Here is a 17,800-nt window from a genome sequence, read left to right as displayed (position 1 = left end):
ACCTTACGTAGTTAAATTTTGATCGAAATAACCGTAAAAAGCAGCTCATTTAATAGAGCCAACGTTAATAAAGTAAGTTACAGCTTTAGTCTATACATTCATAGCGACAAAAAAAATTTAATCTGATAGTAAAATGTTATTTTTTAAGTAAATATAGACGCCTGTACACATAACTAAATAGTGTACGCTTAATATAAAAATATAACGTTATTTATTAATACGTGGTTTAAAGGTTATTTATTTTATGTGTGAATTGCTTGGCATGTCGGCGAATGTGCCTACAGATATTTGTTTTAGTTTTTCGGGGCTGCTAGAGCGCGGCGGTAATACCGGGCCACATAGAGATGGTTGGGGTATTACATTTTACGAAGGTAAAGGCTGCAGAACCTTTAAAGATCCGCAGCCAAGCTACCAGTCAGAAATTGCTAAGTTAGTTAAAGCATACCCAATTAAAAGTGTGTCGGTTATTAGCCATATTCGCCAAGGTAACCGTGGCAAAGTGTGCCTTGAAAACACGCATCCGTTTACGCGTGAACTATGGGGGCGCGAAATTACTTATGCGCATAACGGCCAGTTATCTAATTATCATGATTTAAAGCCAGATCATTACCGACCTGTTGGCGATACTGACAGTGAGTTGGCTTTTTGCTGGCTGCTGGATCAAATACGCACTAAGTACCCAAATAAGCCAGAGGATATGGCATCGGTATTTCGTTATGCAGCAACGCTTTCGCATACGCTGCGCGAAAAGGGCGTATTTAATATGCTGCTGACCGATGGCGTATTTGTTTTAGCTTACTGTACCAATAACTTACATTACATAACTCGCCGTGCGCCCTTTGGAAAAGCGACGCTTATTGATGCTGACATGGTGGTTGATTTTAACGAAGAAACCACGCCCAACGATGTTGTTAGTGTTATAGCAACAAAACCACTGACTAACGACGAACGCTGGAAAAAAATGCAGCCGGGTGAGTTTGTATTATTTAAGATGGGTGAATTGATTTAAGTTTGTCATTTTTAGCATTTAGCGCTTAGTTGAGAGCGCTAAAAATTGTTGTAGTAAAGTAGACGCGAGCTTTTATATTGAGCTGACCCAGTACATTATTTATTATCGGAATTATATTATGACTCCTAAAAAACGCCGTATTCTACAAGCTGTGTTGTATGAATTATTTGCCATTGCTTTTGTTGGCCCTATTATAAGTTTTATGTTTGATAAATCAGCAACTTCGGCGATAGGCCTCGCTTTTGTATTATCCAGCGTAGCACTTAGCTGGAACTATATATTTAACGCGTTATTTGAACGCTGGGAGTCTCAGCAAACAATAAAAGGTCGCTCATTCAATCGTCGCTTATTACACGGAATTGGCTTTGAAGGTGGCCTTGTTTTAATTTTAGTACCGGTTATGGCGCTGTGGTTGAAAATTTCAGTGCTGAGTGCGTTTATAGCGAACCTTGGGTTTTTTGTATTCTTTTTTGTTTATGCAATTGTTTTTACATGGGCGTTCGATCGAGTTTTTGGCTTGCCAGCTTCTGCGCAGCAGCAAAGTGAGGCTTAATAAAGTTTAACTTTTAGATTTAATCGCGAAACAAAACGTATAAAAAAAGCGCGATTTGCATCGCGCTTTATATAAACTAATAGTAATAAAGCCATTTGTAGCTAAAAATAATTGCTTACTCTGGGCTTGTTACTTTTTTAATATCAGCAGGTGGGGCAATGACAGGTGTTGTCACGGTAAATGAGTTTATTTGCACTTCAAATTGTTCCATTCCTTTTTCACCTTTCCACATACGCACTAACATGTAATCCATTTCTGGTGCAAACCAAGCAAGTGCTTGGCGTTTGTCATTATCGTATAAGCGTTTTACTTTAATTGCTTCTACGTTGCCGATAGGTAATGAAATCATCTCTGTTGCAACAACTTCAAAATTGTAGTCGCGGCGATTACCTTTTTTATCGATTAATGGGAATGAAAAACTGGTTTCGCCTTTTTTCAAACCTTCGCGTACTTGCACCTGATACGAAATAGCATCTTGAAAGTCATCAGTCCATTCACATTCAAGCGGATATTCGCTGCGGCTACTGTTAACGACTTTTTTTTGTGCATCAAAATCAATGTTGTAGTCTTTATCAGGACCAGTGCCGGTACGGATCATTGAATAATGATGCGGGCTCACTTTGCCATCTTTAAAGGTAAATTTAGAGGTTTCCTGGCGTGAGTCAGAAAAAATCATCCACTCAATATTGCTGTGATAGGTTAACTCGTAGTTATCGTCACTTATCTTTTTGAGTTCACGCACGGCTTCACCATGATTTTTACCTTTGCGTAAAATATCATACTTAGCTTCGTACTGTGTCAATTCGCCGGCAATAAGGCTAGTTGGAAGTAAAGTGCCCACACATAATAGCAGGGCACTTATTTTTTTATTGTGGGTACTGCGCGCCGTGTGCAGGAAGTTTTGTTTCGTCAAGAACTGCATAATCTGCTTCCATAGTAAGTCTGTGTTCACTGAACCATTTGACCACCAAAGGATAAATTATATGCTCTTGTTCGTGCACGCGTTTTGCTAATGTGTCTGCTGTATCATCCTTGAGTACAGGTACTTTTGCCTGAAGTATAACCGGACCTCCGTCTAGCTCTTCAGTTACAAAATGAACACTTACGCCATGAACATCATCATTTGCATCAATTGCTCTTTGGTGGGTATTCAGCCCCTGGTACTTAGGCAACAAAGATGGATGAATGTTCAACATTTTTCCAATATATTTTTGCACCAAGTTAGGAGTAAGAATACGCATAAACCCAGCTAATACAACTAGATTCGGTATAAAAGAGTCAATGATGCTCATTAACTGTGTATCGTAGGCCTCGCGCGAGTCAAAATCTTTATGACTCAGCACTTGTGTAGCAATGCCTGCTTGCTTAGCACGTTCAAGGCCATAAGCGTCTGCTTTGTTACTAATAACAGCCGCTATTTGCGCATTTATCTCGCCACTTTCACAGGCATCAATAATGGCTTGTAAATTAGAGCCACCGCCTGAGATTAAAACTACAAGACGAGTGGGTGCCATTACTTAGCACCACCTACAATTTCAACTTGCTCTTCGCCAGGCTTAGCGTCTTGAATTTCACCAAGGTGCCATGCGTTTTCGCCCAAGTCTTTTAACATGCTTAAGCTTTGCTCTAGTTTGTCGGCTGGAACAACTAACACCATGCCTACACCACAGTTAAATGTGCGGTACATTTCATGCGTAGTAATGTTACCGTTTTCTTGTAACCAGTTAAAAATACTAGGCCACTGCCAGCTATCGCCTTTTACTACTGCTTTTGCAGAGGCAGGTAATACGCGTGGGATATTTTCCCAAAAGCCGCCACCGGTAATGTGCGAAAGCGCGTGTACGTCAACGTGCTTGAATAACTCAAGCAGTGGTTTAACGTAAATGCGAGTAGGTTCAAGCAATGTTTCACCTAATGTTTTGCCTTCAAAATCAGCGCTTGTATCTGCGTTAGATACTTCAAGCACTTTGCGAATAAGTGAGAAGCCATTTGAATGCGGACCACTTGAAGCAAGCGCAATAAGTTGATCGCCCGCGGCTACTTTAGTGCCATCAATAATTTTTGATTTTTCTACAACACCGGTACAAAAACCAGCCATATCGTAGTCTTCGCCGTCGTACATACCAGGCATTTCTGCGGTTTCGCCACCAATAAGGGCACAGCCAGAAATTTCACAGCCTTTACCAATACCGGTTACTACGTCGGCGGCCGTGTCTACGTCTAGCTTACCTGTTGCATAGTAATCTAGGAAAAACAGCGGTTCAGCACCTTGAACAATTAAATCGTTTACACACATAGCGACCAAGTCGATACCTACAGTGTCGTGCTTTTTAAGATCGATAGCTAAACGTAACTTAGTACCCACACCATCAGTGCCGGCAACTAATACTGGTTGCTTATAACCTGCTGGAATTTCGCAAAGTGCGCCAAAACCACCAATACCGCCCATTACTTCAGGACGACGAGTTTTTTTAACCACACCTTTAATACGCTCAACAAGTGCATTACCAGCGTCGATATCTACGCCCGCGTCTTTATAGCTTAGAGACTGTTTTTGTTCGCTCACAGGTTTTCCTCAAAATAGTTGTTTTGGGTTGCTTAGAAACGCGCGTATTTTACAACAATTGCGTAACCGCGGCTAGCGTAAATATAGTATTGAAATAATTAACAGGACACTTGTCCGCTAATTGCTGGCTAAATAAACAAAAAAACGCCCGTAGGCGTTTTTTACTATTTGCTGATATTGCAGTTAACGCTATGCTTTAGCAGTTAAAATAGCACGTAGTGGTGCTGGGTAACCTTCAATGGTTTTACTGGTATCGTTTGGATCTAAAAAGTCGACTAACGATTCGTTTTCCATCCAAGCAGTTTTGCGTTGCTCATCTAAGGTGGTAATCGCACAATCTTTCACTTGAACATCTTTAAAACCGACGCGCTCCATCCATAGCTTTAATGCTGCGGTGCTTGGAATAAACCACACGTTACGCATTTTAGCGTAGCGGTCGGTGGGTACAAGTACCGTATTTTCGTCGCCTTCGATGGCTAAGGTTTCTAGGACTAACTCGCCACCGGGGCGCAGCTGTGCTTTTAATTGCGCTAAAAAGTCGATAGGCGAGCGACGATGATAAAGTACCCCCATCGAAAATACCGTATCAAATGCTTTTAACTCGGGTAGCGCTTCAACACCTAGTGGTAATAAGTGTACGTTTTCGTCGGGGTTAAAGTGTTTTATAGCTTGAAACTGACACAAAAATAAGTCAGAAGGGTCGATGCCTACTACAAACTGAGCGCCTTCACCGCGCATACGCCATAAATGATAGCCCGAGCCACAGCCAATATCTAACACTGTTCGGCCCTTGAGCGGTTCAATATGTGGAAGCAGGCGATCCCATTTCCAATCGCTGCGCCACTCTGTATCTATTTCAATACCGTGAACGCTAAATGGGCCTTTGCGCCATGGCATCATACGCTTTAATAAATGCAGGGTTTGTTTTTGCTCACCATCGGTTATTTCACCCGCTGCGCCAATTTTTACCTGTGTAGTAATATCAACATGTTGAGTTTTAACCTCAGGTAAATTTTTAAGCACTTTTTGCCACTGTGGTAAGTCGCCATGACTTGCCTCTAACTGCCAAAGTTTTAATTGCGCAGGCAGGGTTTCTAGCCAGTGACTAAGTGGGCTTTGGGCAATAGCGGCGTAAAATTGGTTAAACCATTGAGACATAAATTACTTACTCTCTTTATTTAATTGCGATCATTGAGCAAAAATTAAAACATTGGTACCACGCTTGAGTTTGGCTAAAGCCAATGTCTTTTAAGCGGGTAAAGTGCGTGCTTAGCGTATCAGGGCGCATTACGTTTTCAATAGCGGTGCGCTTTTGGCTTATTTCAAGCTCCGAATACCCATTATGGCGTTTAAAGTCGTGGTGTAGGTCAATTAGTAAATTATCACACAGCTCGTTTTCGGCTTTTATTTTTTCGCTCAGCAGCAATACACCGCCGGGTTTTAAGTTGGCGTATATTTTTTCAAGCACGGCTTGGCGCTGTGCATGCGGAATAAACTGCAGCGTAAAGTTCATTGCCACCACTGAAGCATTTTGAATTTCAAGCTCGTTAATGTCGCCTAAGGTAACGGTAACCGGTACTTCTGACTTAAAGCCCTGTAAATGTACCTTACAACGTTCAACCATAGCTTGTGAGTTATCTACTGCAATAATATGGCAGTTATCGGTGCGAATATTACGGCGCATACTTAATGTTACCGCACCTAGCGAGCAACCTAAATCGTAAAGGTTAGAGTTACTTTGCGCATACTCACCGGCAAGTTTACCCATAGTGCTCACTATAGTGGCGTAACCCGGCACCGAACGCTGGATCATATCAGGAAAAACTTCGACTACGTTTTGATCAAAACTAAAGTCTTTAACTTGTTGCTCAGAGGCATAAATACTGTCTTTAATGGTCACGAAGCCAGTCTCTTTGAAAATAATGGCGCTATTTTAACATTTTATGCTGGATAGTCAGTGATAAATTAAGTAGCTTGGCTAGAATAATGAAAAATAAGTATAAATGAGACTATTAAATGAGCAAAAGTAAAGTTATTAGCACCGATGATATATTGGCAACCCTTTGTCACTCGGTTACAGGGGTACTCACATCGGCCAGTGGCAATAGTGTTAGTTACTCCGCTATGGTGCAAAAAATTACCCGTACTTGTATGCGCCCAGATATTGGCTGTTTTGTGTTATTTGATGGTGGCTTTACCGGGCTGGTAATCACTAATTTCACATCGCAAGCGGCAATGGAAATTTATGGCGATTACATGCGTAACATGGGCATGCCTGAGGAAGAAATAGCACATAGTCATTTATCTGACGATGTATCAAACGTATTAGGCGAGCTAATGAACCAAATAGTTGGCGACTTTACCTCTAAAGTACGCGAGCAATTACATACCTCTATTACCCAAAATCAGCCAAAAATGATGGCAATTAATAAACAGGTACAAATATCGGTAGATACCACAATGGATCGCCCACAAGCGCGCCGCGTAACGTTTACCACCAGTAAACAAAATATATTTTATTTAGAGCTGGCAATGGATAAAACTGAGTTTATTAAATTACACGACTTTGACATTGTAGAAGCAATAGATCCCGACGATATTATCGAAAACGAAGCAAAACAAAAAGCAGAAAAAGCCAAAGTTAAAGCTGCAAAAGAAGCAGAAGATAGTGATGATGACGATTTTATGGCGGGGCTAGGGCTGTAAGAATACGTTAAAATAATTATGTGGTTAAGGTCATAAAAACCAGCCAAGCTCAGTGTTGGCCTTTATTAATAACTGTTGGGTTGCATGATTAAACCCAACAGTTATTTAAACACAATAGCGCTATTTAGCGAATAATCATCTGTTCGCGCTCAGGACCAACAGACACCATAGTTATTGGTACGCCCATTAACGCTTCAATGCGCTCAACGTATTGTTGCGCTGCAATTGGTAGACTGTCGAAGGTACGACAACCGGTTATGTCTTCATCCCAAGGTTGCATATTTTCATATACAGGGCTTAATGCAGCCGTTTGTGGCCAAATTGGGTTTTCGCTATGATCGCCGTCATAGGCAACACAGATTTTTAAATCTTTCATACCCGATAAACAATCAATTTTGGTTAAGGCAATTTCGGTTGCAGCTTGTAGCTCAACACCGTTGCGCGTGGCAACTGCATCAAAGTAGCCCATGTCGCGTGGACGGCCAGTTACTGCGCCATATTCGTTAGCGCTTTCACGGAAATTGTCTTGCTCTTCCATTGCAGTAACTAAAGTACCTGTACCTACAGATGAGCTAAACGACTTTGCTACCGCAACAACACGTTCAGGACGAAGCGCAGGTAAACCGCTGCCTATGCCTGCATAAGCGGCCGTTACGTTTGAAGAGGTAGTGTAAGGGTATTCGCCATAGACTAAATCGCGACCTGCACCTAACTGAGCTTCAAATAATAAATTAGCATTTTGTTTTTGTAGTGCTTTTAACGGCTCTGTTACATTACAAATAAATGCACGCCAAGGTGCGGTTACATCGAGTAACCACTGCGTCATTTCTTCAGCTGTTTGCGAAAAGTCACAACTTGGGTATAGGGCTTTTAGCTGTGGCATTTTCCAATCAAGCATAAATTGAATACGCTCTAGTAAAACGTCAGGCTGATTTAACCAACCCACTAAAATGCCTTTTTTCATTACTCGGTCGCCATACGCTGGCGAAATACCTTGACGAGTAGAGCCGTAAGCAGCATCCCCTAAACGTAATTCCTCAAGGGTGTCTTCAAGAGCATGTAAAGGCAGGCATAAAGTGGCTCGATCGGAAATACACAGTTTTACATTAACGCCAGCGGCTTTAACTTCGGCTATTTCTTCACTTAAGGCACTAGGGCTTATTACCATGCCAGGGCCAAGTACTGCTATGCAATCTGGATTAAAAATACCGCTAGGTAATTGATGTAGTTTAAAGGTGCCAAAATCATTCACAACGGTATGACCGGCGTTATTACCACCTTGAAAGCGAATGCTTGCTGATGCGTTCTCAGCTAAAAAATCTACGATGCGGCCTTTGCCTTCATCACCCCAGTTTGCACCTACAACAACAATTGACGGCATAATTTAATCTCCAAATTGAACAAGCTGATATGATATGCGGGCTGTTAAAATAAGAGAAATTAATTATAATTATGATATCAATAAGGATTCCATATAATGCGGGCAATATTAAGGAAGTGAGATGTTAGATATTCATTGGTTAAAAACCTTTGTTACATTAGCAGAGCTAAAGCATTTTGGTAAAACGGCAAGTGCACTGCACATGACGCAACCTAATGTGAGCTTGCATATTAAGCAGTTAGAAAAAATGACGCGGGTAAAGTTAATCGAGCGTAACCCATTTTGTTTAACCCAAGCGGGTTTACGTTTATTACAGTCTGGGCAAAAAACCTTATGGGAATTGAAGGTATGTCAGTCTGATCTCAATGCAATAAATAACTTAAGCCAAGGCACGCTCACCATTGCAGCCAGTGATATTATTTCTCGTTTGTTACTCATAGAGCCTTTTCAGCTGTTTAAAACCCAGTTCCCGGGGATTGATTTTACCTTGCTTAATACCACTTCGTCACAGGCATCGGCGCTGGTTAAAAGTGCAGAAGCCGATTTAGGCTTTGTAATTGCTCAAAAAGAAAGTGAGCCACTGCATTTTAGTGAACTCCAGCAGATAAAGTGGTGTGCGCTGGGAAATAATTTAGCGTTATGGGAGCAAGCAAAAAACGATGAAAGTATGGTACTAATTGAGCCGCCAACATTAATTTTATTAGGCCACGATACCCGTACCCGTGAGCTATTAGATAATGCGCTACCGTCTTTAAATTTACCGAGTTATCGGGTTATGGAAGTGGGCAGTGTTGATGCACAAATTGATTGGGCAGAAGCTGGTTTTGGCGTGGCAATTGTACCTGAGTTTTCGCTGCGCTCTAAAGCCAATTTAACCACCACAGTGACTGCTTTACCGCAATTTCCAACCACTAGTTTGGGTTATATAGTGCGGCAAAATCAGGTGCTATCTAAGGCAATAAAACAATTATTACACTGGGTAAATGAAGAAATTTCGCGCACCCACTTAAAGCAACCAAAATAGTCATTACTTAACCGATTATTGTATTATTAATAAGCCGAGGGGTTTTATGCTATTTATGTGTTGTTCAGGTAATTACGTTAAGATAATGCGCTTACGTTTTTAAGCGCTTTAGCATGCACACTAGTACGGACCCCAAATTAGATGGACTATTTTAAAAGTTTAATAACAAAATTTATAATTGCAATGCAACAGCGGCCGGGGTTATTAGCGGTAATAGCATTTTGCTCAGGTGTGGCAAGTTATGTATTAGTTGAGCGAAAAGAATCGTTTTCGCAATTTATCGCCATATTTTTGCTAGTGAGCTGGGTATGGTTAATTATTGATAACTGGTTGCGTGACAAAGTAGAGCAAAGATTTGGTGTTGCGGTATCGCCCAACTTTATGCGCTTTGCTTTACAAATGGTGCAACAAGAGAGCCTATTTTTTGCTTTGCCATTTTTTTTAGCGGTAACTCAGTGGGATCATCCACAAGCTATTTTTACCGCGCTAATGATAATGTGTGCAGTTATATCGGTAATCGATCCTTTGTATTATAAAAAGTTAGCAAAAAATCGCATGCTATTTGCGGTGTTTCATAACTTTGCATTGTTTGTAGTTATATTGGTTACTTTACCTATTTTATTTAATGTAACCACTAGCCAAAGTTTAGCAATTGCTTTGGTTACTGCTGTTATTTTTACCCTTCCAAGTTTAGGCAACTTAATGCCCAATACCCGCTGGTGGCGATTTCCTTTATTGGTGGTAATTTTGTGTATTTTAAGTGCTGGCTTATGGCAACTACGTAGTTGGGTGCCGCCAGCGGCTTTGCGTTTAACCGATATTACTTTATCGCACGAGGTTGATTTAGAGCAACGCCAACCTATTGGTAATATTAAGCAATTAGACTCTTATTCACTACATCATCAGGGGTTATATACGTGGACTGCTGTTAAAGCGCCCAGAGGATTAAATGAAAAAATATTTCATGTGTGGTTATACAACAATAAAGAAGTAGATCGGATCACATTAAATATAAGTGGTGGCCGAGAGCAAGGTTATAGAGCCTGGACCCATAAAGTAAATTTTCCAACTGATTCTGTCGGTAAATGGCAGGTGCACGTAGTAACAGAATCGGGGCAACTTATAGGTTTAACTAAATTTACAGTTTTGCCTTAGCTAATGTGCGTTAAATTAGCTCATTTTAAATAAGGATTGTTGCCTTGCTCTACAGCCACGCAAAAAATGCGTAAATCGAGTTCTAGCTGGTGGTAACTTGGCTCCATGTGGCAACAAAGTTTATAAAAGCTTTTGTTATGGTCTTTTTCTTTAAAATGAGCGAGCTCGTGTACCACTAAGGCTTTTAGTAATGGCTCGGGAGCGCGCAGTAAATCGCTGTTGATGGCCAAGTCGTGCTTGCGAGTTTTACCTTGCATACGATAGGTGTGCGTGCCAAGTGCATTAGTGACCATGTCGCCTTGCTTTTTAAATGCGGCGCGACCAAACGGCGGGGCATTTTTTAAATACTGTTTTTTAAGCTCTGTGGCGTAGCTAAAAAGTGCTTTGTCGCTGGTAATATTATGTGCCTGCGGATACTTTTTAAGTAAGTAGTTACTTACTTTATCATTGCTGATTAGGTTTAATACTTGCTCAACAATGTTTGCAGGGTAGCCGGTAAAATAACGTGCGTATTCACTCATGTTGCTCTCTAAGTTCTTATCATTTTATTTGTTGTAAGTGGCTATTTAAAAAAGCGCTTGCTGGTGGGTTTCTGCCTCGCCGCTAAATGGATTTAATACCTTGTGGTTATAACCTAGATCTTGGCAAAACTGCCTTGCTAATAGCGGTGCCTCTCGGTTGTCTGCGGTATGAAAAAATACATAAGGCGTTTTTCCTTCATCAAGCCACTGCTTTACTTTACTAAGCCAAGGCTTATAAAAGGTTTTATATTCACTTTGTAAATTAGCAATAACAAAACGTGCCATGGGTTGCTCACTTGTAGCAATAGCATGCACGGGCAGATGCGGCTTTTTTTGTTGTGCATCAATCAGCGCTTCTGTATTGGCTTTAACTGCAAATAGGGCGCGGGTATCCATGGCTATACGGTTTATTTTGCTTGCCATTAATAACTGATTAAGCGCTATTTCGGCTTCACCCTTTTGAAAAAATGCCGGATGGCGAACTTCTACCCCGAAGTTTAGCTCTTTAGGTAATAGGCTAATAAATTGCGCCAGCTTGGGTAAATCATTAGGGCCAAAGGCACTTGGCAGCTGCAGCATAATTTGCCCGGTTTTTTCTAAAATTGGTGCAAATAAGTTAAGCCAAGCGGTTAGCTCGTTGTGTACATTAGTCAGCTTTAGCTCATGGCTAAAGCGCCGATGAAACTTAAAGGTAAATTTAAAATCGTCGGGTACACTGTTTGCCCAGCGTAAAAGAGTACTTGGGGACGGGTCGGCGTAAAAGCTGGTATTTCCCTCTACAGAGTTAAAATGTTGCGCGTATTGGCTTAGCATATCGGCATTTTTACATTGGCTCGAAAATAAATTGCCTTTCCACGCATTGCTTGACCACTGTGGGCACCCAATATATAGCATACAAACTAACGCCTAATTCTAAAGTGGCTCTAGTGTATCAAATAATAAAATATGCTGCTTTAAATCCGATGCAAAAAACGACACCCGCCCTAGTATCTTCATATCACTTGCGTATAATACAGGGCTTAATTTGATTATTTTGAATTGCTAGCGGTGTTATTTTTATATTCGTATTTATAAAAAAGATTTACCCTACTTAAAACGAATGTTTTTTGACCGTTGCACCCCTTTTATCTGACAGGAAAACTATGCGCTCTATATACTGCGGACAGCTAAATAAAACTCACATAGATCAAGAAGTTGAACTATGTGGCTGGATCAACAAACGACGTGACCTTGGTGGACTTATCTTTGTCGATTTACGCGATAGAGAAGGTTTAGTACAAGTTGTATTCGATTCTGACATTGAAGAGTTAATGAGTTCAGCTAACACGCTTCGCCAAGAATTTTGTGTGCAGTTAAAAGGTATTGTACGTGCACGCCCAGATAGCCAAGTAAATAAAGATATGGCCACAGGCGAAATCGAAATTTTAGGTACTGAGCTTAATATTATTAACCGCTCAGAGCCATTACCACTTGATTTTAACCAAGTGAACTCTGAAGAGCGTCGTTTAAAATACCGCTACCTAGACCTACGTCGTTTAGAAATGAGCGACCGCATTAAATTACGCGCTAAAGCAAGCAGCTTTGTTCGTCGCTTTTTAGATGAAAACGGCTTTTTAGACATAGAAACACCTGTACTTACTAAAGCAACGCCAGAAGGCGCGCGTGATTACTTAGTGCCGAGTCGTGTTCACAAAGGTAGCTTTTACGCATTACCGCAGTCACCGCAGTTGTTTAAGCAATTGTTGATGATGTCGGGTTTTGACCGTTACTACCAAATTGTTAAATGTTTCCGTGATGAAGATTTACGTGCCGATCGCCAACCAGAATTTACCCAAATAGATATAGAAACCTCGTTCATGAGCTCTGATCAAGTACGTGGTATGACTGAAAAAATGATCCGTGAAATGTGGCAAACATTATTAAACGTAGATTTAGGCGATTTCCCAATCATGCCTTACAGCGAAGCAATGAGCTTATACGGTTCAGACAAGCCTGATTTACGTAACCCAATGAAGCTTGTTGATATTGCCGATTTAGTTAAAGACGTAGAGTTTAATGTTTTCTCTGGCCCTGCAAACGACGAAAAAGGCCGTGTTGCGGTATTAACTGTACCGGGTGGCGCTAAGCTTTCGCGTAAACAACTTGACGATTACACTAAGTTTATTGGTATTTACGGCGCTAAAGGTATGGCGTGGATGAAAGTAAACGACCACACTGCAGGCGCAGAAGGCGTGCAGTCACCAGTGGCTAAATTCTTAACTGCAGATGTAATTACGCAATTACTTGAGCGTACTAATGCACAGTCGGGCGATATTATTTTATTTGGTGCCGATAAGCGCAACACAGTAAATGAAGCAATGGGCGCACTGCGCGTTAAAATTGGTATTGATTTAGAAATCACTAATCTTGATAGCTGGGCACCACTTTGGGTTGTAGACTTTCCAATGTTTGAAGAAGATGACGAAGGCACGCTGCACGCTGTACATCATCCATTCACGGCGCCAAAAGACATGAGCGCAAGTGAGCTTGAAGCAAACCCTGCGGCTGCTATTTCAGATGCGTACGATATGGTATTAAACGGCTACGAAGTAGGTGGTGGTTCGGTACGTATTCATAATGCTGATATGCAAGAAGCTGCGTTTAGAATTTTAGGTATTAATGAGCAAGAGCAACAAGACAAGTTTGGCTTTTTACTTGACGCACTTAAATATGGTACGCCACCACATGCTGGTTTAGCCTTTGGTCTTGACCGTTTAGCTATGTTGCTTTGTGGTACTGATAACATTCGTGACGTTATTGCGTTCCCTAAAACTACGCAGGCGTCGTGCTTATTAACCAATGCGCCGAGCAAGCCTAACCTTGATTCGTTAGCTGAACTTGCAATTAGCGTAGTAGAAAAAGCAGTACCAAACGCAGAGTAAATTATTTTACAGTGTTTTGTAAATATGCGTTAGATAATTAAAAATTAAACCCTTAAGTGTAGGCTTAAGGGTTTTTTTATGGTTAAATTTAGTACTGCAATAATCATACAGATGAAAAGGAATTCTTATGTCAGTTAACATCACTCTTTTTGGCGAGTTTATCGCTTTTTTTATACTATTATTAGTGCCTATTTTTGCTTTTATTAGTTATAAATTAGGTAAACGAAAAAGTACTAATCCAGGTGTCATTGCTTTTGTTGGTGGCTGTTTATCGCTAATTTTACCTCTGGGTTTAATATTTATAGCGATACTCGCGCTGAAAAAAGATCTCCCTAAAAAAGTTCAATTTGCGCGATAAGGTAATATTTAAACCGTGTCTATAGAAAATAATAATCACTATTTTGATCAACAATTTACAGCTTTAGCACTGGCAGAGCAGGTTTTTGAGAATATAGAGTTTGAAGACTGTACTTTTACAGATTGCGACTTTTCAAATGGCCAATTTAAACACTGCCGTTTTATAGAATGCAGCTTTAAAAAATGCAATTTAGCATCACTAAAATGGGGTTATAGCTCACTCGAAAATGTTGACTTTAGTCATTGTAAATTAAACAGCATACAGTGGAGTGATATAAATTGGCCGCTGCTTAGTGTTAATGCTGCTGTGAGTTTTAGTCACTGTGAGCTTAGCAACAGTTCCTTTTTTGAATTAACTCTAAAAGCACTTAAACTAACAGATTGCTTTGCAAAAAATGTAGACTTTAGGCACGCAAATTTAGCTAAGAGTAAGTTTAGCGGTACTGATTTTCGTGATAGCGAGTTTTTTCAAACTAATTTAAGCCAGTGCGACTTTGTTGGTGCCACGCAATTTAATATCGATTTAAATAGCAACCAAATAACTAAGGCTAAATTTGAGCGTTTTGAAGCGTTGAATTTACTCAGTGGGTTAGATGTGGAGCTGGTGGATTAGCCGTAATTGCACGGCTAATTAAGCTTTTTTTAACAGCTAGGGCCGTTTTTATTACGTGCGCTTGCAAGCACTCTGGCTATTTCAAGTAACGCTGGCGAAATATCGGTTGCGCCATCTTTAATCAGCTTAGTTACATCACCTGACGAATATAAGCTATCGCGAGACGATTTAATGCCTAAACCACGTACATAGTCTTTGGTTTTACCTGTGCTGCCGGTTTCAATAAACTTAAAAATAATGCGTTCGTTATCACTTTTAGGTTCTGCTTTTAATACTTCAATTTCGTCTTTATAGGCTTCGATTCGGCTTTGTAAAATTTCGATTCGTTCTGCAATGGTGTTATATGATTTCATGGATGAGTTCTTTTGCTAAAAATATTGGAACAATGACGGTTATTATCGCACATATTTAAAATAATTAATTATTTAGCTTAACAAGATGAAAAAATAGCGCAGCTTTAACTGCGCTATTTTACATACTGAATTAAAATTATTATACGTTACTCTACCAATTCACTTACCACTAGTGGGTTATTGTGTAGGGTTTTATGCACTGGGCATTTATTGGCAATTTCGAGAAGGCGCGTGCGTTGTTCGGGAGTTAAGTCGCCCGTTAAGGTGATTTTACGCGTAATAGCTTCAACACCTTGGGTTTGCTCTGCGTTACCGTCTTGTGTTTTATAATCGCGAGTGTGCTCAAGCTCAACTTTGACATGCTCCAAGGGTAATTTTTTATGGCTCGCATACATGCGTAGTGTCATAGAGGTACACGCGCCAAGCCCGGCGAGTAAATGCTCATACGGATCTGGGCCTAAGTTATGGCCACCTGCTTTTAGTGGCTCATCGGCAAGCCAAGTATGCTCTTTGGTGCTTACGTGTTGGGTAAATACATGGTCTTTTTCTTCTACTAATACGCTGCCATTATTTAATTTAGCCGTATATTTAGTTTTATCGTAATTTACATAACGATTGGCCCAGGTGGCAATAATATCTGCTGCGTAGTCGGCATCGTTTTTATTAGTAAGTAAGTGATCGGCGTTATCTAGGCTAATAAAGCTTTTAGGATGCTTAGCTGATGCGTAAATTTTTTCGGCTTCGCTAATATTTACAGTCGCGTCAATAGGGGAGTGCATTACTAATAATGCGCGCTTAAGTTTACTTATGTGGCTTTTATCATACTTGGCTATATCGTCTATAAATTGTTTTTTAATAGTGAACTCGCGGCCCGCTAAATTTACTTTAGCTTCGCCAGCTGCGTTAATTTCATCTAGGTGGGCTTTAAAGTTATGTGCTACGTGCTGTGCATCTGATGGCGCACCTATGGTAGTAATTGCCGATACTTCTGGTATGTGCTCAGCAGCGGCCAGTACTGCAGCTCCACCTAAGCTGTGGCCTATAAGTAATTGCGGTGCACCAAAATGTTCACGCAGGTGATTAGCGGCTGCTACTAAGTCTTGAATATTAGATGAAAAATTACTATTGGCAAAGTCGCCATCGCTATTACCTAAGCCGGTAAAGTCAAAGCGTAATACTGCAATCCCTTGCTGTGTGAGTGCACGGCTGATACGGGTTGCCGCTGCTATATCTTTGCCACAGGTAAAACAGTGTGCGAATAGGGCGTAAAATTTAATTTTACCAGAGGGCAGTTCAAGTTGTCCTGCCAGTTTTAAATCACCACTTTTAAAAGATACTTTTTGTCGCATGGAGGAGCCTTAATACTTAAGTTTAAGTGCGAAATAATAAACATTACTATCATAGTTCAGAGATAGGTGCGAAGTGATGTTATTTCAATGTTTATTTATAATTTGATTAAGATCAACTCAATTGCTCACCCAGTCAAGGTGCGGACATATGTCCTTATGGTTTTAGGGCTGTTTGTCTATCCTCACGGTGGTAATAATACAGGCTTTGCTGCTTAAATAGAGTAATCTACCTCTATAATGTAAATGACCTCTCACAACCTATTCACTGGAATGTACAATGCAATTACCTACTGTTGATTATAAAGCGGACAATGCGGCTGCTCAATTTGTTGAATCATTAAGAAATACCGGCTTTGGGGTCTTAAAAAACCATCCAATTCCGCAATCTTTAGTTGAGTCTATTTATAAAAATTGGCAAGACTTTTTTAACTCAGATCAAAAGCAGGACTTTTTATTTTCTAAAGACACCCAAGATGGCTATTTTCCGCCTTCGGTATCAGAAGTGGCAAAAGGCTGTAAAGTTAAAGATATTAAAGAGTACTTCCATGTTTATCCTAAAGGCCGTGTACCTGCTCAGTTAGAAGCAGACATACGTGAGTACTATCGTTTAGCGAATGAGTTTGCAGCAACGCTTTTAAGTTGGGTACAAGCAGAAGCACCAGCAGATGTGCGTGCTAAATTTTCGATTGACTTAAAAGACATGATTGCTAACTCTGAGCAAACATTACTGCGTATTTTACATTACCCACCAATGACCGGCGATGAAGAGCCAGGTGCTATTCGTGCAGCTGCGCATGGCGATATTAACTTGCTAACTGTACTACCTGCTTCTAATGAACCGGGTTTACAAGTTAAAAATACCGAAGGCGGTTGGTTAGATGTTCCTTCTGATTTTGGTTGCTTGATCATTAATATTGGTGACATGCTACAAGAAGCGTCGGGTGGTTATTTCCCTTCGACAATTCATCGGGTAATTAACCCAACAGGTAAAGCGTCTAGTAAGTCGCGTATTTCATTACCGCTATTTTTACACCCTCGCCCAGATGTGGTGTTATCAGAGCGCTATACCGCTGATAGTTACTTGCAAGAGCGTTTACGTGAGCTTGGCGTTAAGTAACCAGTAAATACTGCGATATAAAAAAACGGCTTTTTAGCCGTTTTTTGCGTTTTAAGTAATTAGATACCTATCTAATTTGATTAAGCGGGAGTCAATTACACGCCAACGTAAATAATGGCATGCATTCTTAGCTACTACAGGTATAATGCGCGCAACTGGCTAGTTTAGCCTTATT

The 17,800-nt window shown here is 40.5% G+C and carries 19 protein-coding genes; 9 read left to right on the top strand and 10 right to left on the bottom strand.

Going from position 1 to position 17,800, the window contains the following annotated elements:
* Window positions 1-244: 244 nt before the first annotated feature.
* Window positions 245-1,009: a class II glutamine amidotransferase gene (locus PTRA_RS10390; protein ID WP_058373720.1), complete on the top strand. Its 765-nt coding sequence runs from the start codon at window positions 245-247 to the stop codon at window positions 1,007-1,009.
* A gap of 118 nt (window positions 1,010-1,127) precedes the next feature.
* Window positions 1,128-1,562, top strand: a complete 435-nt coding sequence (locus PTRA_RS10385; RefSeq protein ID WP_058373719.1) for a PACE efflux transporter — start codon at window positions 1,128-1,130, stop codon at window positions 1,560-1,562.
* 115 nt (window positions 1,563-1,677) lie between these two features.
* Here PTRA_RS10385 and PTRA_RS10380 read toward each other — a convergent pair whose 3' ends face one another.
* The 5 genes from PTRA_RS10380 to cmoA all read right to left on the bottom strand — a co-directional run bounded on the left by PTRA_RS10380 (window position 1,678) and on the right by cmoA (window position 6,028).
* Entirely contained in the window at window positions 1,678-2,484 is an 807-nt protein-coding gene (locus tag PTRA_RS10380) for a DUF3108 domain-containing protein (RefSeq protein WP_080516814.1), read from the bottom strand.
* On the bottom strand, window positions 2,429-3,076 hold the full coding sequence (gene purN, locus PTRA_RS10375) for a phosphoribosylglycinamide formyltransferase (protein WP_011328614.1): 648 nt from the start codon (window positions 3,074-3,076) through the stop codon (window positions 2,429-2,431). The genes PTRA_RS10380 and purN overlap by 56 nt, the downstream gene beginning before the upstream one ends.
* A complete protein-coding gene (gene purM / locus PTRA_RS10370; RefSeq protein WP_058373718.1) occupies window positions 3,076-4,128 on the bottom strand; it encodes a phosphoribosylformylglycinamidine cyclo-ligase in 1,053 nt (350 codons plus the stop codon). Before purM ends, purN begins: the two co-directional genes overlap by 1 nt.
* A 189-nt stretch (window positions 4,129-4,317) precedes the next feature.
* Window positions 4,318-5,286 carry a tRNA 5-methoxyuridine(34)/uridine 5-oxyacetic acid(34) synthase CmoB gene (gene cmoB / locus PTRA_RS10365; protein ID WP_058373717.1) on the bottom strand — a complete coding sequence of 323 codons (969 nt, stop codon included), beginning with the start codon at window positions 5,284-5,286 and terminating at the stop codon, window positions 4,318-4,320.
* Between the two features lie 16 nt (window positions 5,287-5,302).
* Entirely contained in the window at window positions 5,303-6,028 is a 726-nt protein-coding gene (gene cmoA / locus PTRA_RS10360) for a carboxy-S-adenosyl-L-methionine synthase CmoA (RefSeq protein ID WP_011328611.1), read from the bottom strand.
* A gap of 116 nt (window positions 6,029-6,144) precedes the next feature.
* Here cmoA and PTRA_RS10355 point away from each other — a divergent pair, with 116 nt between their 5' ends.
* Window positions 6,145-6,834 (top strand): DUF3334 family protein, encoded by a 690-nt coding sequence (locus PTRA_RS10355; protein ID WP_058373716.1) that lies wholly within the window; start codon window positions 6,145-6,147, stop codon window positions 6,832-6,834.
* A gap of 124 nt (window positions 6,835-6,958) precedes the next feature.
* On the opposite strand, the gene PTRA_RS10350 is transcribed toward PTRA_RS10355, so the two are convergent.
* Window positions 6,959-8,215 (bottom strand): adenylosuccinate synthase, encoded by a 1,257-nt coding sequence (locus tag PTRA_RS10350; RefSeq protein WP_011328609.1) that lies wholly within the window; start codon window positions 8,213-8,215, stop codon window positions 6,959-6,961.
* Between the two features lie 121 nt (window positions 8,216-8,336).
* On the opposite strand from PTRA_RS10350, the gene PTRA_RS10345 reads away from it, so the two are divergent.
* Both PTRA_RS10345 and PTRA_RS10340 read left to right on the top strand, forming a co-directional pair.
* Window positions 8,337-9,239: a LysR family transcriptional regulator gene (locus tag PTRA_RS10345; protein WP_058373715.1), complete on the top strand. Its 903-nt coding sequence runs from the start codon at window positions 8,337-8,339 to the stop codon at window positions 9,237-9,239.
* Between the two features lie 141 nt (window positions 9,240-9,380).
* Window positions 9,381-10,394 carry a DUF5924 family protein gene (locus PTRA_RS10340; protein ID WP_058373714.1) on the top strand — a complete coding sequence of 338 codons (1,014 nt, stop codon included), beginning with the start codon at window positions 9,381-9,383 and terminating at the stop codon, window positions 10,392-10,394.
* A 20-nt stretch (window positions 10,395-10,414) separates the two neighbouring features.
* Here PTRA_RS10340 and PTRA_RS10335 read toward each other — a convergent pair whose 3' ends face one another.
* Window positions 10,415-10,915 carry a M48 metallopeptidase family protein gene (locus PTRA_RS10335; RefSeq protein WP_011328606.1) on the bottom strand — a complete coding sequence of 167 codons (501 nt, stop codon included), beginning with the start codon at window positions 10,913-10,915 and terminating at the stop codon, window positions 10,415-10,417.
* Window positions 10,916-10,960: 45 nt separating this feature from the next.
* A complete protein-coding gene (locus PTRA_RS10330; RefSeq protein ID WP_058373713.1) occupies window positions 10,961-11,809 on the bottom strand; it encodes a DUF72 domain-containing protein in 849 nt (282 codons plus the stop codon).
* Window positions 11,810-12,057: 248 nt separating this feature from the next.
* Between PTRA_RS10330 and aspS the strand changes: the two genes are divergently transcribed.
* The 3 genes from aspS to PTRA_RS10315 all read left to right on the top strand — a co-directional run bounded on the left by aspS (window position 12,058) and on the right by PTRA_RS10315 (window position 14,806).
* Window positions 12,058-13,836, top strand: a complete 1,779-nt coding sequence (gene aspS, locus PTRA_RS10325; protein WP_058373712.1) for an aspartate--tRNA ligase — start codon at window positions 12,058-12,060, stop codon at window positions 13,834-13,836.
* A gap of 127 nt (window positions 13,837-13,963) precedes the next feature.
* Window positions 13,964-14,194 carry a hypothetical protein gene (locus PTRA_RS10320; protein WP_058373711.1) on the top strand — a complete coding sequence of 77 codons (231 nt, stop codon included), beginning with the start codon at window positions 13,964-13,966 and terminating at the stop codon, window positions 14,192-14,194.
* Between the two features lie 15 nt (window positions 14,195-14,209).
* Entirely contained in the window at window positions 14,210-14,806 is a 597-nt protein-coding gene (locus tag PTRA_RS10315; RefSeq protein ID WP_058373710.1) for a pentapeptide repeat-containing protein, read from the top strand.
* A gap of 29 nt (window positions 14,807-14,835) precedes the next feature.
* Here PTRA_RS10315 and PTRA_RS10310 read toward each other — a convergent pair whose 3' ends face one another.
* Together PTRA_RS10310 and PTRA_RS10305 are read right to left on the bottom strand one after the other, a co-directional pair.
* The gene (locus PTRA_RS10310) at window positions 14,836-15,159 is read right to left on the bottom strand and encodes a hypothetical protein (RefSeq protein ID WP_011328600.1); all 324 of its coding nucleotides are present in this window, start codon (window positions 15,157-15,159) and stop codon (window positions 14,836-14,838) included.
* A gap of 146 nt (window positions 15,160-15,305) precedes the next feature.
* Entirely contained in the window at window positions 15,306-16,508 is a 1,203-nt protein-coding gene (locus PTRA_RS10305) for a bifunctional alpha/beta hydrolase/OsmC family protein (protein ID WP_058373709.1), read from the bottom strand.
* A 277-nt stretch (window positions 16,509-16,785) separates the two neighbouring features.
* On the opposite strand from PTRA_RS10305, the gene PTRA_RS10300 reads away from it, so the two are divergent.
* A complete protein-coding gene (locus PTRA_RS10300; protein ID WP_058373708.1) occupies window positions 16,786-17,625 on the top strand; it encodes an isopenicillin N synthase family dioxygenase in 840 nt (279 codons plus the stop codon).
* The last annotated feature ends 175 nt before the right edge of the window (window positions 17,626-17,800 follow it).

Origin of the sequence: Pseudoalteromonas translucida KMM 520, from assembly GCF_001465295.1 — a bacterium.
GTDB lineage: Bacteria > Pseudomonadota > Gammaproteobacteria > Enterobacterales > Alteromonadaceae > Pseudoalteromonas > Pseudoalteromonas translucida.
This window is presented reverse-complemented; position numbering and strand designations above follow the sequence as displayed.

Coding starts and splice junctions, on each gene's coding strand:
- PTRA_RS10390 (WP_058373720.1), top strand. CDS start 245: ATGTGTGAATTGCTTGGCATGTCGGCGAATGTGCCTACAGATATTTGT.
- PTRA_RS10385 (WP_058373719.1), top strand. CDS start 1,128: ATGACTCCTAAAAAACGCCGTATTCTACAAGCTGTGTTGTATGAATTA.
- PTRA_RS10380 (WP_080516814.1), bottom strand. CDS start 2,484: ATGCAGTTCTTGACGAAACAAAACTTCCTGCACACGGCGCGCAGTACC.
- purN (WP_011328614.1), bottom strand. CDS start 3,076: ATGGCACCCACTCGTCTTGTAGTTTTAATCTCAGGCGGTGGCTCTAAT.
- cmoB (WP_058373717.1), bottom strand. CDS start 5,286: ATGTCTCAATGGTTTAACCAATTTTACGCCGCTATTGCCCAAAGCCCA.
- PTRA_RS10355 (WP_058373716.1), top strand. CDS start 6,145: ATGAGCAAAAGTAAAGTTATTAGCACCGATGATATATTGGCAACCCTT.
- PTRA_RS10350 (WP_011328609.1), bottom strand. CDS start 8,215: ATGCCGTCAATTGTTGTTGTAGGTGCAAACTGGGGTGATGAAGGCAAA.
- PTRA_RS10345 (WP_058373715.1), top strand. CDS start 8,337: ATGTTAGATATTCATTGGTTAAAAACCTTTGTTACATTAGCAGAGCTA.
- PTRA_RS10340 (WP_058373714.1), top strand. CDS start 9,381: ATGGACTATTTTAAAAGTTTAATAACAAAATTTATAATTGCAATGCAA.
- PTRA_RS10335 (WP_011328606.1), bottom strand. CDS start 10,915: ATGAGTGAATACGCACGTTATTTTACCGGCTACCCTGCAAACATTGTT.
- PTRA_RS10330 (WP_058373713.1), bottom strand. CDS start 11,809: ATGCTATATATTGGGTGCCCACAGTGGTCAAGCAATGCGTGGAAAGGC.
- aspS (WP_058373712.1), top strand. CDS start 12,058: ATGCGCTCTATATACTGCGGACAGCTAAATAAAACTCACATAGATCAA.
- PTRA_RS10320 (WP_058373711.1), top strand. CDS start 13,964: ATGTCAGTTAACATCACTCTTTTTGGCGAGTTTATCGCTTTTTTTATA.
- PTRA_RS10310 (WP_011328600.1), bottom strand. CDS start 15,159: ATGAAATCATATAACACCATTGCAGAACGAATCGAAATTTTACAAAGC.
- PTRA_RS10305 (WP_058373709.1), bottom strand. CDS start 16,508: ATGCGACAAAAAGTATCTTTTAAAAGTGGTGATTTAAAACTGGCAGGA.
- PTRA_RS10300 (WP_058373708.1), top strand. CDS start 16,786: ATGCAATTACCTACTGTTGATTATAAAGCGGACAATGCGGCTGCTCAA.